The sequence below is a fragment of the Methylocaldum sp. 14B genome, assembly GCF_002005105.1.
Lineage (GTDB): Bacteria > Pseudomonadota > Gammaproteobacteria > Methylococcales > Methylococcaceae > Methylocaldum.
Map to the genome: position 1 here is coordinate 86,260 of NZ_MSCV01000021.1, position 15,616 is coordinate 101,875.

General features: G+C 56.6%; 16 protein-coding genes and 1 pseudogene. 11 read left to right on the forward strand and 6 right to left on the reverse strand.

Annotated features, from left to right (window positions below; translation table 11 throughout):
* Positions 1-28: 28 nt before the first annotated feature.
* The 3 genes from B2A78_RS15785 (at position 29) to B2A78_RS26115 (ending at position 934) form a co-directional block, all read left to right on the forward strand.
* A complete protein-coding gene (locus tag B2A78_RS15785) occupies positions 29-400 on the forward strand; it encodes a cupin domain-containing protein (RefSeq protein ID WP_240502556.1) in 372 nt (123 codons plus the stop codon).
* Between the two features lie 15 nt (positions 401-415).
* Positions 416-691: a cupin domain-containing protein gene (locus B2A78_RS15790; RefSeq protein WP_077730968.1), complete on the forward strand. Its 276-nt coding sequence runs from the start codon at positions 416-418 to the stop codon at positions 689-691.
* 84 nt (positions 692-775) lie between these two features.
* The gene (locus tag B2A78_RS26115) at positions 776-934 is read left to right on the forward strand and encodes a hypothetical protein (RefSeq protein WP_166642451.1); all 159 of its coding nucleotides are present in this window, start codon (positions 776-778) and stop codon (positions 932-934) included.
* Positions 935-1,396: 462 nt separating this feature from the next.
* On the opposite strand, the gene B2A78_RS15795 is transcribed toward B2A78_RS26115, so the two are convergent.
* From B2A78_RS15795 to B2A78_RS15810, 4 genes are all read right to left on the reverse strand, one after another.
* Positions 1,397-2,083 carry an HAD family phosphatase gene (locus B2A78_RS15795; RefSeq protein WP_077730969.1) on the reverse strand — a complete coding sequence of 229 codons (687 nt, stop codon included), beginning with the start codon at positions 2,081-2,083 and terminating at the stop codon, positions 1,397-1,399.
* A complete protein-coding gene (locus tag B2A78_RS15800; RefSeq protein WP_077730970.1) occupies positions 2,080-2,358 on the reverse strand; it encodes a hypothetical protein in 279 nt (92 codons plus the stop codon). The genes B2A78_RS15795 and B2A78_RS15800 overlap by 4 nt, the downstream gene beginning before the upstream one ends.
* A 130-nt stretch (positions 2,359-2,488) precedes the next feature.
* Entirely contained in the window at positions 2,489-3,451 is a 963-nt protein-coding gene (locus B2A78_RS15805; protein ID WP_077730971.1) for a nucleotidyltransferase domain-containing protein, read from the reverse strand.
* A 7-nt stretch (positions 3,452-3,458) separates the two neighbouring features.
* On the reverse strand, positions 3,459-4,709 hold the full coding sequence (locus B2A78_RS15810) for a multifunctional CCA addition/repair protein (RefSeq protein ID WP_077730972.1): 1,251 nt from the start codon (positions 4,707-4,709) through the stop codon (positions 3,459-3,461).
* Between the two features lie 68 nt (positions 4,710-4,777).
* Between B2A78_RS15810 and B2A78_RS15815 the strand changes: the two genes are divergently transcribed.
* The 8 genes from B2A78_RS15815 (at position 4,778) to B2A78_RS15850 (ending at position 13,517) form a co-directional block, all read left to right on the forward strand.
* Positions 4,778-5,584: a sulfite exporter TauE/SafE family protein gene (locus B2A78_RS15815; RefSeq protein ID WP_077730973.1), complete on the forward strand. Its 807-nt coding sequence runs from the start codon at positions 4,778-4,780 to the stop codon at positions 5,582-5,584.
* A 91-nt stretch (positions 5,585-5,675) separates the two neighbouring features.
* Positions 5,676-5,963: a SelT/SelW/SelH family protein gene (locus B2A78_RS15820; protein WP_077730974.1), complete on the forward strand. Its 288-nt coding sequence runs from the start codon at positions 5,676-5,678 to the stop codon at positions 5,961-5,963.
* A gap of 403 nt (positions 5,964-6,366) precedes the next feature.
* A complete protein-coding gene (locus B2A78_RS15825) occupies positions 6,367-6,921 on the forward strand; it encodes a GspH/FimT family pseudopilin (protein WP_276205401.1) in 555 nt (184 codons plus the stop codon).
* The gene (gene pilV / locus B2A78_RS15830; protein ID WP_077730976.1) at positions 6,921-7,388 is read left to right on the forward strand and encodes a type IV pilus modification protein PilV; all 468 of its coding nucleotides are present in this window, start codon (positions 6,921-6,923) and stop codon (positions 7,386-7,388) included. Before B2A78_RS15825 ends, pilV begins: the two co-directional genes overlap by 1 nt.
* A gap of 2 nt (positions 7,389-7,390) precedes the next feature.
* The gene (locus B2A78_RS15835) at positions 7,391-8,485 is read left to right on the forward strand and encodes a PilW family protein (protein WP_077730987.1); all 1,095 of its coding nucleotides are present in this window, start codon (positions 7,391-7,393) and stop codon (positions 8,483-8,485) included.
* Positions 8,482-9,015 carry a PilX N-terminal domain-containing pilus assembly protein gene (locus B2A78_RS15840; protein ID WP_077730977.1) on the forward strand — a complete coding sequence of 178 codons (534 nt, stop codon included), beginning with the start codon at positions 8,482-8,484 and terminating at the stop codon, positions 9,013-9,015. Before B2A78_RS15835 ends, B2A78_RS15840 begins: the two co-directional genes overlap by 4 nt.
* A 14-nt stretch (positions 9,016-9,029) precedes the next feature.
* Entirely contained in the window at positions 9,030-13,052 is a 4,023-nt protein-coding gene (locus B2A78_RS15845; protein WP_077730978.1) for a PilC/PilY family type IV pilus protein, read from the forward strand.
* 12 nt (positions 13,053-13,064) lie between these two features.
* Positions 13,065-13,517, forward strand: a complete 453-nt coding sequence (locus B2A78_RS15850; protein ID WP_077730979.1) for a type IV pilin protein — start codon at positions 13,065-13,067, stop codon at positions 13,515-13,517.
* Positions 13,518-14,285: 768 nt separating this feature from the next.
* Here B2A78_RS15850 and B2A78_RS15855 read toward each other — a convergent pair.
* Both B2A78_RS15855 and B2A78_RS26120 read right to left on the reverse strand, forming a co-directional pair.
* Positions 14,286-14,723 carry a type IV pilin protein gene (locus B2A78_RS15855; protein WP_276205400.1) on the reverse strand — a complete coding sequence of 146 codons (438 nt, stop codon included), beginning with the start codon at positions 14,721-14,723 and terminating at the stop codon, positions 14,286-14,288.
* Between the two features lie 10 nt (positions 14,724-14,733).
* Positions 14,734-15,616: pseudogene (locus B2A78_RS26120) on the reverse strand (hypothetical protein); the annotation flags it as partial.

Genomic DNA, 15,616 nt, shown 5'->3' on the forward strand with positions numbered 1-15,616 from the left:
ATCGTTGCCTCTAAAGGAATTTTTCAGAATGCTCGAACTGCCTGAAGCATCGATGACCACATTGCTGGCCGACCTGCCGGAGGACTTGCCCGAGGAAAAATTCGAAGTTCTGCTGGAAACGCCGGCTTTCCGGCTGGAGCGGATTCTTTCCAAGGGACATGCCACACCGGAAGGACAATGGTACGATCAGGACTGGGACGAATGGGTGCTGCTGCTTCAAGGTCAGGCAAGACTCGCGATCGAAGGGCGGAATGGCGAAACGTTTTTGCACCCCGGCGATGCCCTTTTGCTTCCGGCCCATTGCCGTCATCGCGTAAACTGGACTCCGCCGGATACGATCACCGTATGGCTGGCTTTGCACTATGGCCGAGGCTCTACCTCGAAACCGATCACCAAATGAATAGGAGAGTACGAGATGAGCGATATCCGTATCGAAAAACAAGTCGGCGAAGACCGGCTCAAATCGTTGGGCGTACGGCAATGGCCGGTGTGGAGCAAGGAACCGTCCGAATTTCCGTGGACTTACGACGAGACCGAAACCTGCTATCTCTTGGAAGGACGCGTGATCGTGACGCCCAAAGGCGGCGACCCCGTGGAATTCGGCAAGGGCGATCTGGTGACCTTCCGGACCGGCCTGCAGTGCACCTGGAAAATCCTCGAAACCGTGCGCAAGCACTACAACTTTTCTTGAGACCGGCTCGGGAACCGATCCTGTTCGGAGCGGTCTGAAGGGCGAGCCGGTATCCGGCGAAGACATTCAAACGAGAGCAACACCATGAGCAAGAAAACCAAGCGACCTCAGATCCCCCAGACCAATCCCGTCGCCAAATATGCCGGGAAGTTCAACCGAGCCGCCACGTTCCGCGACGGCCGCACCTATACCCGCAAGCTCAAACACAAAGGCCAGGAGCCTTTTCCGATCCGCGCCGCCTGATCGGAAAAGGCTCTTGGATGGAGAAACAGCACGTCGGGAATCCCTTCCCGACCGACCGGCTGACACGGCCGTAGGTCGGCAATCCCTTGCCGACAAAGCCGCTGGCCCGGCCATGGCGTCGGGAAAGAATTCCCGACCTACCGAGTAACACCGATCGATCGGTCGAGCGGCAAGGCGACCGAACGTTGCCATGGTGGGTTACGGCGCACGCGAAGCATCGTGTTCTACGGCCAGCCTATACCGGAGTGCGCCTAACCCACCCTACGAAATCCCGGTTTCCGTCGTTACACCAAAGCGAAAAATGACCCGTGGTAGGGCGGGTTAGGTGCGCCGTCACGCAACCTGCGTGTAGCCCAGCGAGTCAGGCGCGCACCGTAACCCGCCAAACGAGCGGCAAGGCCACCAAGGAAAAAAGCGCATGGAACATTACTCGCGCTCCCGTCCCTGTGGAAACTTTTCCTCTCATCCGGTTGTTTCGAGCAACTGGGCCAGATCCAGCAAGCTAGGAAAGCTGAGCGCCGCCCATTTCGACAGTTTCCGGCGGATTTCGTGGCGCCGTTGAATCAGAACCGGAACGGTTCCCGCCGCACGGGCCGCTTCCAAGCCGGTTTCCGAGTCCTCCAGCACCAGGCATAGGCCCGGCGGAACATTCAAACGCCTCGCCGCATCGAGAAAGAGGTCGGGCGCCGGTTTCCCCCGTTCGACCTGGTCGCGGGTCACGACGACCTGAAAGGTCTTTTCCATACCCGACAGCCGCAGGCACTCCCATGCGTACGGGCCGTCGCTGTTGGTAGCCAGCGCATAGGGGATCGCCCGGTGTCGCAGAATAGCGAGCAGCTCTTTCAGGCCCGACATCGGCCCTATGCCGTGTTCGTCGAGATAGCGCCGCCAGTGCCGTTCGGCGGATTCATGAAACGACCTGCGATCGAACGCATCGCCAAGTGCAGTCTTAAGCGCCCGTTCCACGTCATCGGCATGGCGGCCGAACAACCCAAGGCAGAATTCTTCGCTCAGATCGAAGCCCAGATCGGCCGCCGCCGAACGCCAGGCGTGGCAATAAGTCGATTCGGTGTCCAGGGCCAGACCGTCCATGTCAAGAATGACCGCCCGGAAATCGGGAAGCGCCGACCGCGCACGGGCAAAAGTCATCGGGCCTGCTTGAGCATGACCAGGTTGCGAAACAGCGCAGCGCCCAAAGCGCCGAGCAGGGCGCCCGACACCTCCATCATGATGCCGGCGGTCGCGCTGTAATACGTGAATGACCCGCCCAGCAAAGGCTTGAGGATAGCGTACATCCAGATCGCCTTGATCCCGTAGTAGACGATCAAAGCGCCGACGATCCATTGCAGCACGTTGAGGTTGAGACGCAGCGCCGTGCGATAAAACCATATGCAAACCAGCACCGAAATGACGCCACCGATCATAGTTTTCTCCTCCGAGTTCGTGAAAACCCCCCGTGCGACGGTTCTTTCGCGATCTCTATATATCGATAATTGGTTTAAGGGATGCAGGGGCGGAAATGTAACAAACGCAATGACGTTTGCCTATTCGGATTCAGGAGGTTCGCCGCTCGGACACCACCTTGATATATTCCCCCGCAGCTTCTCGGCTGGAGCCCACTACGATGCGCCGCTGCCCCGAGTGCGATTCTTCCAGCAGACCCGAAATCTCGACGGTTTCTCCGGTCAGGGCCTGGCCCGCATAGGTGTGGGTAAAACTGACCGCTTCCGTGAGCTCGGGATGCGTCAATCGGTACACGGCCGGATAGTCGAACGCGTATGCCGCATCCGCTATTTGGGTCCGAAGCAGGATCGGCCCCAACTTGCGGACGGGGCCCGATGCTTTGGACGGTAGTTCGTCCACCAATGTGATATCGAACTTCGTCCCGTCGATCAGCGCCTTGTTCAACTTGCGCCGCTCGTGCCAGAGAAATTCCTCGAACGTGAGCGCACAACCGCGCCGGTCATAGGCGTCGCGCCATGCCGCATTGTCCAGGTCTTGCAGTTCTCCGGCCTCGATCAAGCGTCCGACGATCTCGCGAGCCTCGAAAAACGCTTCACGTCCGTAGATGACGAAATCGAGATCGGACTTCCGCGTTTGCGCGCCGATCAACAAAGAGCCGGTCAAACCGACCCGGCCCAAGTCCAGCCCGCAGGCACCGAATTTTTGCAGCAATCGAATCGCTTTCCGCTCGATTTCGTCTCGTGGCACCGAGTTCAGCAAATCTTGCACGCGATCCCGCGGTCGGAGATGGCGGCGTATGTTTTCCTGCGGCACGGCATGAAGTCGTGCGTCCAGCCGCTTCGACGAAAACAGATACCGGGGCGCCCGAGCTTGCAGGTAAGCATTGGCTTCGTCAGTGCCCATTTTGGCGAGCTTTCCTCCGATCGGCGCGTATCGGAGAAAACAGAGCACGCGATCATCCTCGAGCATCCCGTCCACGACGGCGAAAATCAGCCCTTCGTGGGTTTCGATGAAATCGCGCGGCTGATAAATGTCGGCAGGTTTTGGATTCATTGCCACGCTACATTCGACCGGAATTTCGGCTTTCCAAAAATTGCCGCCGACACGACGTCACGGCGTCGATCCGCTGCCGGCGCAGCTCTCGGCCCAGACTCTCTCCTTTGAATCCTTTCTCCAACAGCGGTTGAACCGGAATCGCCAGAGCTGTTTCCCGCGCCGTCCGCAGCCATTCGGCTTGCGGATAAGGCCGATTCTCGAAACCGGGGCGGCCCTTGGCATCGGCTTCGCAGGCGAGAAGAAAACCCTCCAGGGAGGCGTGGGCTCGGAGCGCATCGAGCCGCTGCAACAAATCCACCACGGTCGCGGGGCGCAGTTCGAGCGCCCGGTGACAATGGCCGTGGTAGCGCATCACTTTTTCAGCCAGCTTGCGGTAGGCATTGGGCACCTTCAGCCGCAGGCAAAGGTTCTCCAATGCGCCAAGCCCGAGTTTTTCGTGGCCGTGGTGCTTCGGCCACAATTCCTTGGGCGTCAGTCCTTTGCCCAAGTCGTGAGTCAGGGCGGCGAAACGCACTACCGGGTCGGGACTCAGCCGGACCGCCTGGTCGAGGACCAGCAAGGTATGAATACCGGTGTCGATCTCCGGATGATGCTCGGCGGGCTGCGGGACACCGAACAGCCGGTCGATTTCCGGGCACAGCCTGGCCAATGCGCCGCACTCCCGCAGGACCTCGAAAAAAGCTCTGGGAGTCGGCTCGGACAGGGCACGGGCGAGTTCCGCCCAAACCCTCTCCGGCACCAGAGCGTCCACTTCGCCGGTGGCCACCATGCTCCGCATCAGATCGGACGTTTCCGCCGCCACCCGAAAACCGAGCTGCGCGAAACGGGCAGCGAAGCGGGCCACTCGGAGGATGCGCACCGGGTCTTCGCCGAATGCCGGCGAAACATGGCGCAGAATCCGGTCCTTGAGATCCCGTGCGCCGCCATAGGGATCGACGAGCCGGCCTTCCTCGTCCAGGGCCATGGCGTTGATGGTCAGGTCGCGGCGGAGCAGATCCTGTTCCAGCGTCACGTCCGGCTCGGCATGAACGACGAAGCCTCGGTAGCCCGGCGCGGTTTTCCGCTCCGTGCGGGCGAGCGCGTATTCATCACGGGTCTCTGGATGCAAGAACACGGGAAAGTCCTTGCCGACCGGTTTAAAACCTCGGGCAATCATGCTTTCCGGCGTTTCGCCCACGACCACCCAGTCACGTTCCTCCACCGGTCGCCCGAGCAGGCTATCCCTTACGGCGCCGCCGACAAGATAAGTTTTCATGGGTTTTTAGCTTGGACCCCGGTTCCTGTTAGCATACGGCCCCTATTTTAAACGCGGATGAGCAGCGCATGTGGGAAGAACTGGGACTGTACCTGGCTTTCGGCAGCCTGGCCGGCGTGTTGTCCGGCTTGTTCGGGATCGGCGGAGGGGTCGTGATCGTGCCGTTTCTGGTCTGGTTTTTTTCAATACGGGGCTTTCCACCGAATTCCGTCATGATCATGGCGGTGGCGACTTCGCTTGCTACCATCGTGGTCACGTCCATTTCAGCGGTTTATGCGCATCATCGCCTCGGTGCGGTACGCTGGCATACGGTGTTCCGGCTGGCACCCGGCGTACTGATCGGCTCCATCCTCGGTTCGATCATCGCCGACCGATTGCCGGCACATTGGTTTAAACTGATTTTCGCGCTTTTTCTGCTTTATGTTGCCGCTCGTCTTCTAATCGATGTGAAGACTAAAAGCGATCAAAGTCGAACACCAAGCGGGTGGCTATATTCAGCCGCCGGCTTAGGGATAGGCGCGGTTTCTTCCATCCTCGGGATAGGTGGCGGGACACTGAGCGTGCCCTTTCTCGTCAAATGCCGTTTTCCGATCCGAAACGCCGTCGCCATCTCCAGCGCCTGCGGTTTTCCCATAGCGGTCGCAGGCTCCCTGACCTATATTGCCCTGGGTTGGGAAAAACCAGTGTTGCCGGCTTGGAGTCTAGGCTATGTTTACCTGCCCGCCTTTGCCGGCATCGTGGCGACCAGTATTCCGTTCGCGCCGCTCGGCGCTGAACTCGCGCATCGGCTACCGACGCGGAAACTCAGGCGAATGTTCGCGATCGTCGTACTGATCGTGGGAGTCAAACTGTTTTGGCAGGCCATTCAACCCTGAATCTGAATTTAAGTGCCGTAGGTCGGCCATCCTTTGCCAACAAATCCGCTGCGTCGGGAAGGGATTTCCGACCTACAAAGAGAGAGAAACTATGACCGCAAAACCCCGCATCGAAATCGAATACTGCACTCAATGCCGCTGGCTGCTGCGCGCAGCCTGGCTGGCGCAGGAACTTCTGACCACGTTCGAGGAGGAGATCGGCGAAGTGGCGCTGATTCCCGGCACGGGCGGAGTATTCGAAGTGCGCCACGGGAACACGGTGCTATGGTCCCGAAAGGAAGAAGGACGCTTCCCCGAAGCGAAAGAGCTTAAACAGCGGGTAAGGGATGAAATCGTGCCGGGAAAAGACCTCGGCCATTCAGATAAGGAGAAAAAATAGGCTCCCGTAACAACATCCGCAAACGATACCTAACCGGAAACACGAGAAACTACGTCTAATGTTTCGCTCCAAATATTTCCGGGACTGAAAGCGCCGGCAAGATTTTCAGCAATGTCTCCTAAAGGGCTCTTGTTCAAGTATGCAAAGGGAGACATGGCTGGACAAACATAACAAAGTCACAAAGTACACTACACTTCTTCAAGAAATCACAATTGTGTGACAGCCGTCATACAACGTTCGATCCGGACACACTAGATTTAGGCGTATCCGGAGCTCGGAGCTCCACTCCCTTTTCTCGATAAAGTCGCAGGCTATCGCCACGACAGCTCCCAGGGTGATCGGCGCCGCCGACGGATGGATTTTCAAGACACGGGAATAGTTTTCAAAGGTGCTTCAAATGATGATGTGGAGCAAGCATCGGCCACCCCGAGCTGCAAGAAAATCACGGGGGGTCACATTGATCGAACTGCTGGTGACGGTGTCGGTCCTGGCTATTCTGTCGTCTATCGCTGTGCCCAGTCTCCAGAATTTCACGAACACTAGCCGTGCCGTCGCCCTAACCAACGAACTTGTGGCAGCGCTCAACTTCGCCCGTTCCGAAGCGATCAAGCGCGGCGTCGCCGTAACGATCTGCAAGACCGCCAATCCCGACAATGCAAGCCCCACCTGTACGACCGCAGGAGGTTGGCAGAGCGGTTGGCTGACGTTTACCGATCCTACCAATCGAGGAACCGTGGATGCGAACGAAGCCCGCCTACGGGTCAAGCAGCCGACCGGCGGTACCGGCACCATCGATGGCGGCACCGAATTCAGCAACTACATCACCTATCTTCCCGGTGGGGATTATGTGGGCAGTGGCGGAACGAACGGAACGCTGACCGTGTGTGTAGGCGGCGTCAAACGCGATATTGCCGTGAAAAACACTGGCCAGATCCACATCGAAAAAGGAACTTGCTAATGAAGCGCAGAAACGTTTCGAAAGGCCGATTCGGCCTAAAGGCGGGGCAAAAAGGCGTTAGCATGATCGAAGTGCTGGTGACTATGGTTGTCATCGCATTGGGCCTTTTGGGACACGGCAGACTGCTCGCCACCACTCTCAATCACAACAACTCGGCTTATATGCGAAGCCTTGCGACCATGCTGGCTTATGACATAGCCGAGAGCATGCGCGCCAACCGCGCCGCCGCGATAGGCGGCAGCTATAACGTTGCGGTCGGCAGCAGCCCCAGCGGCGGCACCGTGGCGGGCGACGATCTGGTCTCATGGAAAAACCGGCTATCCGAGTTGCTTCCCGCTGGAGACGGCTCCGTCACCGTCGACATTCAGGGCAACACTACCATCGTCATCCAATGGGACCAAAAAGAGGATCGCGACGGCGACGGCAATAACGATCTGATATCCCTGACAACCCAGACCGATCTTTAGCCATGCGCACTCCCATTTTCGCGATGACGGTACCGCCGAACTCCTGCCGAGGCGTGACCCTGATCGAGCTGATGATATCCCTGACAATCGGCTTATTGCTGACCGCCGTTCTCGGCTACGCATTTCTGGGCAGCCGACAGGCTTTTCGTACCACGGACACGCTGTCCCGCATGCAGGAGAGCGCCCGCTACGCTTTCGAACGCATCTCCTCCGACATCCGCATGGCGGGATTCACGGGTTGTTCGTTCTCCACGATGGCCAATGTGCTCAACAACCCGAACGACTGGTATAAAAACCTGTTCGGACAACCATTGATCGGTTACGAGGAAGGAGTCAGCATCTTTCCCAACGACAGCGACGGTAACGCGTTGCCCGTGCTGCGGGGAGACGCCGTCACAGTGCTCCGCGTGGACAATTCCCGCGAGTACATCGTCGACGACCACAACCCACCATCGGCTCAGTTGCAACTGACAGCCAACCACGACATCAAGCAAGGAGAAATCCTGGTCATTACCGATTGCCAGCATGCCGCTGTCTTTCAGATGACCAACGTGAACAACAACACCATCGCCACTGTCAACCATAACAATGGAAACGCTATCGATCCGGGCAATTGCACGAAAGGACTGGGCAACCCGGTACCCAACCCATGCACAGCCAATGGCACTCCATACACCTTCGCCCGAGGCTCCCGAATTTTACGGTTGAGCGCCGTGACCTATTACATCGGCACCAACGATGTGGGTGAACCCGCACTTTTTCGCCAAAGACTCATAGCCAGCGGCCTCATAGCCAGCGGCGGCAATGCCGCCACCACGGCGGAGGAAATGGTGGAAGGCGTGCAGGACATGCAAATTCAGTATGGAGAGAATACCGATGGAGCTCCCGGCGTCGATACCTACGTCACGGCCGATGGGGTTACCAACTGGACGAATGTTCTGAGCATACGCATCAGCTTGCTGATGGTCAGCCTTTCGGATGAAAGCATCACTACCGCCCCCCAGGCGTATACCTACAACGGGGCCACGATCACACCGACCGACCGGCTTTTGCGCAAGGCTTTCACCACCACCATCTCCGTAAGGAACCGACTATGACCAGGCGGTTTGAGAATGGCGCCGGCTTGCCTAGAAGGCAACGAGGCATCTCGCTCGTGATGGCGTTGATCTTTCTGACCATTCTGATGCTGTTGGGCACCAGCGCTACGCTGAACACCAATCTTCAGGAACGCATGGCGGGTAACACCCGCAATCGCGATTTGGCTTTTCAGGCCGCCGAAGCCGCCCTGAAGGACGCCGAAACCACCCTGACGGCTTGGCGCACCTTGATGTTCGACGGCAGCGTGGACGGCCTTATTACTTATGACGCCACCCATGGTAACGACGCCGACTACTGGGGCAGCACCGTCAATCTGGACAGCTTGGTCGACGCCGACTATCCCAATTGGTCGAGCTCTCGCAGTCCCGCCCAGAGTCTGAGCCAGGTTGCCGAACAGCCGAGATACATCGTCGAAAGAATGCCCAATGTCGCGGCCACGGAGTATTACCGTGTCACCGCGCGCGGCGTCGGCGGCGATCTTAACGCGGTAGTGATTTTGCAAGCTCTTTATACGTATACGCCACCTTGAAACGGAGAGGCAACATGCATCAATCCGCCAAAGCCATCCGCCTGACTTCGTTGTCTTTGGGGCTGCTCGCTTCAGGCTGCCTGGATTTGTCTGCGTACGCGGCGCCTTTGACGCTGTCCGATCAGCCGCTTTTTCTAACCGTTCCGGTCGCGCCGAATCTGGTCGTCACACTAGACGATTCACTCAGTATGCCGTCCGCGGCCGTGCCGGACAGTATCGAGGCAAATCAGGCGACCAATCGTTTCAAGTCGGCCTATTTCAATGCCCTTTATTACAACCCGGCCATTACCTATCCGCCGCCGCCGAAGTACAACGGAACCAGCAATGACTGCACGCTCAGCAGCGCCCCAGCAGCCATGTGCTACCCCAATATTTCGTTTACCGCCGCTCCGATTAACGGTTTCGACACGTCACGCGGAACGGTGAACCTTGCAACCAATTATTGGGCAACGAGACAGTACTCGCCACAGAACACGAACCAGACTAACGCCGGCTCTCCGAATGGGAGCAGCGACCGCGGATACTACGGTTCAAACACAAGCATTACCTACAACTATGGACCTTCCACCTGCCAGGTGGATTTCGACAACAACAGCAGCAACGACCGGATACATATCGATTCCGGATGCTCGGGTATCTTCGCTAATCTTGCATCGGGGGCATCGCTTACGGTTACCGGTTCTTCCCGGGATGGGACCTATACGGTCACCAGCGTCAACAGTTCACAGCAGTACATTTACGTCGGCAATCGCTGGTCCAATGATCTCAACAACCAAACGGGCGTAAGCCTTTCCTGGACGCTCGACACTACGGCAAACACTTACCCGGCCTATTACTACCTTTTTTATACGCAAGCCGGCGTCCCCAGACCAGCCGCTTGCACTCCTACCGCCTCCGGCCAGAAGGACGATGATGATTGCTACGTGAAAGTGACTGTCGGTTCGGCGTCGGACACCTTTGCGGGCACAGCGGAACAAAAGGAACAGAACTTCGCCAACTGGTACTCCTATTACCGCACCCGGAACCTGGCTACGGTGTCCGGCGCAATGCGCGCTTTTGCAGGCCTGGATGGCGAGGTGCGCGTGGCATGGCAAGATCTAAATAACTCGGGCATTACGTGCAATACGTTCGGGACAAATTGCGAGGGGTGGGATGGCAGCACCACAGACAATCGAATTCGACGATTGAACGCTACGCTCCCGAATGGGAAGACTCATAAGCAGGAGCTTTACGACTGGCTTGCCCGTTTTCCGGTTGCTGGAAGCACTTATTTGCGTACAGCCGCCGTCCGTGCCGGTGATTACTTTACGGGAGCCATCAACATCAACCATCCTTTGGCAGACGACCCGCAAATCCGGGACAAGCCTCTCAATCCTGACGGAACGGTAAGAGGTTATGATGCCTGCCGTCGAAACGTCCATCTGTTGATGACCGATGGAGGGTGGTGCGGAGATTCGGTAACCGTCGGCGACTTGAACAGCTCCGGGGTTACCTTGCCCGAACCCATGCCGACCTCGGGCGGTGGAACCACTTCGAGCTGGACCCCGGGCCCCCCTTACAGGGATTACCAAAGCAACAATCTGGCGGATATCGCGTTCAAGTATTGGGTTACCGATCTTCAGTCAGGTCTAGATAATAATGTCCCCGCGAGTTTCAAAGATCTTTCCGGCGATGCGGCGGCTCAGTGGCTCAACCCCAAGAATGATCCGGCGACTTGGCAGCACCTGAATACCTTCATCATTGGACTCGGCTTGGGTACGACGATGAGCGGCACCCCGGTATCCGGCACGGGAACGTACCCGATATGGGGCGGCAGCACCTTCGCTGGGGACTATTCCAAATTGGCCGAGGGTGCTAGCTGCCCCAATCCTCCAACGAGCTCGAGTTCCGGCTCACCCTATTGTTGGCCTTACACTCAGACCAGCGAATCTTGTCCTCCGAGCGACCTGAATCAGCAGCGCAAAGTATACGATTTGTGGCATGCCGCCATTAGCAGTCGGGGAGAGTTCTTCAGCGCGGAGAACGCTCAGGATGTCGTGGATGCATTCAATTCGGTCGTGAATGCCGTTACAGCAGCAAATCCTTCTTTCGCGGCACTGGCCGCAAATTCCACCAGCATTCAAAGCGGTGCCGTACTTTTCCAAGCCCGCTTCGACACTAGGGATTGGCATGGCCAGCTCATCGCCTATCCGGTACAGGGCGACGGCAGTGTCGGTTCGCCCTATTGGGATGCCGCCACAATTCCCGCTCCGGGTTCCCGGAACATCTTCACCTGGACCGGTGCTTCAGGCCAAAGCTTCAGCGACTGTACCAACCTTAGCGCCTCACAGAAGGCGGTTCTGGATACTGACTCCAGCGGGGTGGTGGACAATCTCTGTAGCGATCGGCTTAATTGGCTGCGGGGCAGCCATAGCGACGAGCAACGGAATGGCGGTGCCTTTCGGAATCGGGTAGCAAGCATTGTCGATATCGCCGATTCGGACGGGGACGGCAATCGGAGCGAATCGGTCAATGTCGAATGGTGGCTGGGCGACATCATCGATTCCGATCCGGCTTTCGTAAAAGCAGAGGACTACGGTTATAGCGAAGGCACATCGGCGTTGGCGGAACCGGAAAGATCCTCATATTCAGCATTTGTAAGCGGTAAATCGTCGCGCACCCCGGCCGTATACGTAGGTGCAAACGACGGCATGCTGCACGCTTTCCGAGCTGATGTCGGGAGCGCCGATTCCGGCAAGGAACTATTCGCTTATGTTCCAGCGGGAGTTTACGACAATCTCAGCAAGCTCACTAACCCGGCCTATACACATAAATATTTTGTAGACGGTTCGCCTCAGGTAAGTGATGCCTACTTGTCAGGCGATTGGAAAACCGTATTGGTTGGAGGACTTGGCGCTGGGGGTAAATCGATCTACGCTCTGGATATCAGCGATCCTGACGGCTTTAACGCCAGTAACGTGCTGTGGGAATACTCGGATGCGACCGATTTGGGTTATACCTTCAGTCAGCCACAGATCGCCAGACTAAATAACGGTCAATGGGCGGCTATTTTCGGCAACGGTTACAACAGCGCCTCGGACAAGGCCTTTCTGTACGTGGTGAATCTGAGTAATGGGTCTCAGATCGCAAAGATTGCCGCAGGCGACAGCACCAGCAACGGTCTCTCCACCCCGGTTTTGTACGATGCCAACAACGACAAAATCATCGATTATGCCTACGCCGGCGATTTGCAGGGCAACCTCTGGAAATTCGACCTGAGCGCTTTAACGCTGGCCAACGGCGGAAATCCTCTGTTCACCGCGACTAATGCAAACGGCGAGGTTCAACCGATTACGGTTCAGCCCGTAATCGGCAACCACCCGAACGGCGGTGTGCTGATCTACTTCGGAACAGGGCGCTATCTCACAGCCACCGACCCGTCCAATATCGAAGTGCAAAGCTTTTATGCCATTTGGGACAAACCCAATGAGATTGGAACAGTGCCCCGGGATAACGATCATATACAAGCTCAAACAATCACCACCGAAACAACGGAATTCGGCTTCGGCCAAAGAGAAACCAGCAACAACACAGTAGATTGGGGCAGCAAGCGCGGCTGGTATCTCGATCTGGTGCCGCCTAGCGGCGCCGCCGGCGAGCGCGTGATTTCACGAGCTTTGCTGAAGCACGATCGCATCATCTTCGTTACCGTCATCCCGTCCTCTGATCCCTGCGTTTCCGGGGGAGACAGTTGGCTCATGGAACTCGACGCGGTCACCGGTGGGCGCACCAGTATTTCTAACTTCGACTTCAATGCAGACAATGTTTTTGATGACGCGGATAAACTGGCTAGCGGCAATGTTTCGTCGGGGATAAAGTCGACGGTAGGCATTGCCGAAACCCCGACATGGCTACAGAGCGAGACTCCCGGCGTGGCATATAAGGAATTATCAGGCACCACGGGCAATATCATGAGCATCAAGAATCGGGGGCCTTTAGATGACGAAGGTGGCGGCAGCGGGAGCATAGAACGGAAATATTGGATGCAAATCCAATAGGAGTAACGCGAGATGAACTCCCAGACGACGCCAAGAGGGTTCACGCTGATCGAACTGATGATCACCGTGGCTATAGTGGGTATCTTGGCAGCCATCGCTCTGCCAGGCTATCAAGAATATGTCAAACGTGCGGCCCGATCCGAAGCAAAGTCTGACTTGCTGGAAGATGCGCAGTTTCTCGAACGTCTGTTCACGGAAGCGAATTGCTACAATTCCGGTACTGATCGAATTTGCGGCGATGCGAACGACGGAAACCCGATGTTGCCGGTAATTCAATCTCCACGGAATGGAACTGCGAAATACAACATCACCGTTGCTGCTGGTGCAACAACATTTACTTTGACAGCAGCTCCGGCAAGCGGCAGCACCATGGACGGTGACGCATGCGGTTCGTTCACGCTGAATCAGCTTGGACAGAAGGGACTTACGGGCGCATCGAAAACTGTCAGCGAATGTTGGAATTGACCCTGAACAGGCAGCTCTCTGAAGGTTTTACTACCGACTCTTTACAATTGTGAGCAATTTGCCAATCAGGCGTAAAATTTACAGCGTTTCTCACCACTGTTCACCGGCGTTCACTCAGAAGCCGCCCCGCGCCCTCTAATGGACGCTGAGATGAGTAGTCGTCGGCAATTCGTTGCCGACGAAGTTGTCTGTGAAACGGCCAATTCCTCAGTGCATCTTCCGGTTTGGCGTAGCGGTCCAGGGGATAGTAGATAGTGGGTTGGGAATCCTTTCCCGACGCAACGGCCCGGGAAGCGGCTTCGTCGGCAATGGATTGCCGACCTACTCCACTGGGCAGCTCACTCGCTTTGCCAAGAACCGTTTGCATCCCCGATCATGGCGCAGCCGGTAATAGTCGTTGAGGTCGCGGTAATCGCAACACCAGCGTAGAGTCATCGGGCAGTTAGACTTCGACCACGCGCGTTGTTCGGCCCATTCGCCACGGGCTTGGAGAATGGGAGGAGCCAATCGACTGCCGGAACTGATCACCCCGTCCGGAAACTAGCTTCAATCATCCAGCGCCCGAAGCGTCCTGATTCCATCGCGCTGCGGCAAGCTGACTTTGGCATCGGGACACGGCTCCCACAAAATCTACTTCTCTAATCTGATTTATGAGAGTTTAGCGGCTGTGCAGATATACTTAGCGAAATATTCGGTTTAGGAAATGGATAGGTTACGCTGAAGCATCGGCTACCCCCTACGAATTACTGGGCTGATGTCTGCAGCGGATCACCAGCAGTTAGCAACGGTTCCGGTTCCTGTAATTCCCTTAGCTCCCGAACTGCTTAACGTTAGATTGCCGCAAACGCCATCGCTTTGCTGGCTGCCTTGTCCAGTCGCCGTTAGTGAAAAGCATGTCGCGATCGGGCATGCCGCCGTAGCGGCAGCGATGCTGATCTGGTAATAACCTTCTTGAGAATTTGCCGGGTTAGCGGCATAGCCGAGTGCCGTCATAGAGTTGGCATAAGTTTTATTGTCCAGATAGTACTGTTCCTGCTTGGCGGCGGCGGCCATCAAAGCGGCTTTGCCGTCCGAGCGCCGAGTTTTAATTACTTGGCTTTGATAGCTGGGAAAAGCGACCGCCGCCAGTATTCCTACCACGGCAACCGCGATCATCAATTCCATCAGGGTAAAACCCCGAATTTTTCGAATACCTTGCATCGTCATGATCGATCTCTCATTCCTTCTCATACCAGAATGTTTTCCAAATCGCCCTGCTTTCCAAGGGATGCCTGAACTCTTCTTCCGGTGGGATATTCCCTGGAGTAATAAATTGTTTTCCGCCCAATGACATGTAGATCGGATCGCTGGGGATGCCCGATCCGGTATCGACAGAACGCTCCTTCGTTTCACCGTTGGAATCATTGCTGGTGTCGAAGTCGTAAACGCCAGCCGCAGTAAACAGATTTACGACATAAGTATAGGCTTTGCCCTCCGCCGGTCCGCACGTCAGGTTGTCGTCTTCCCCAGAATCCCCCACGGGCACATAAGTGCTGAAGAATATTTTTCCGAAGAACGTCAACGGTGAAGCCAGAGACTTTTCGCCACCGTCCGCGCCAAGTCCAAGATTGATATACCACCCACAGTTACACGCATTGCTCGCCGTCGCCGCCGTGTCGGTCAAATTGTCGAGATTGCTCACCTGTTTTGTGGTAGACGGAGGATTTCCAGTGAGCGTGTTACGGTCCTTGAACATGTAAAACTGATTCTGAATATTTGTGTCCAGCGGATGTTCGCGGTCTCCGGAACCAATGATTACAGCGTCAAAGGTTCCGGTATTGTCTTTTGCCTGAACGAAATCTGGTCTGTGGAAGAACCGGCGGTCGGCTTGCCCTGCATGCCGTCCAACGGAAAGAATGGGTGATATCGTCCATTCCGCACGCTTATCGAGGTAAACCGGTGGATCGACTTCAGGATCCGGAGGGGGGGGAGCAATCAAATCCGCACGCCATATCACACCGCCGGTATCGCCAACCAGGATTCTATCGGTCAGCCCGTCGCTGTCTGTATCTACGGCGGTTACGCTGGAGGGTATGCTGTCCAGAAGATCGGCGTGCGCT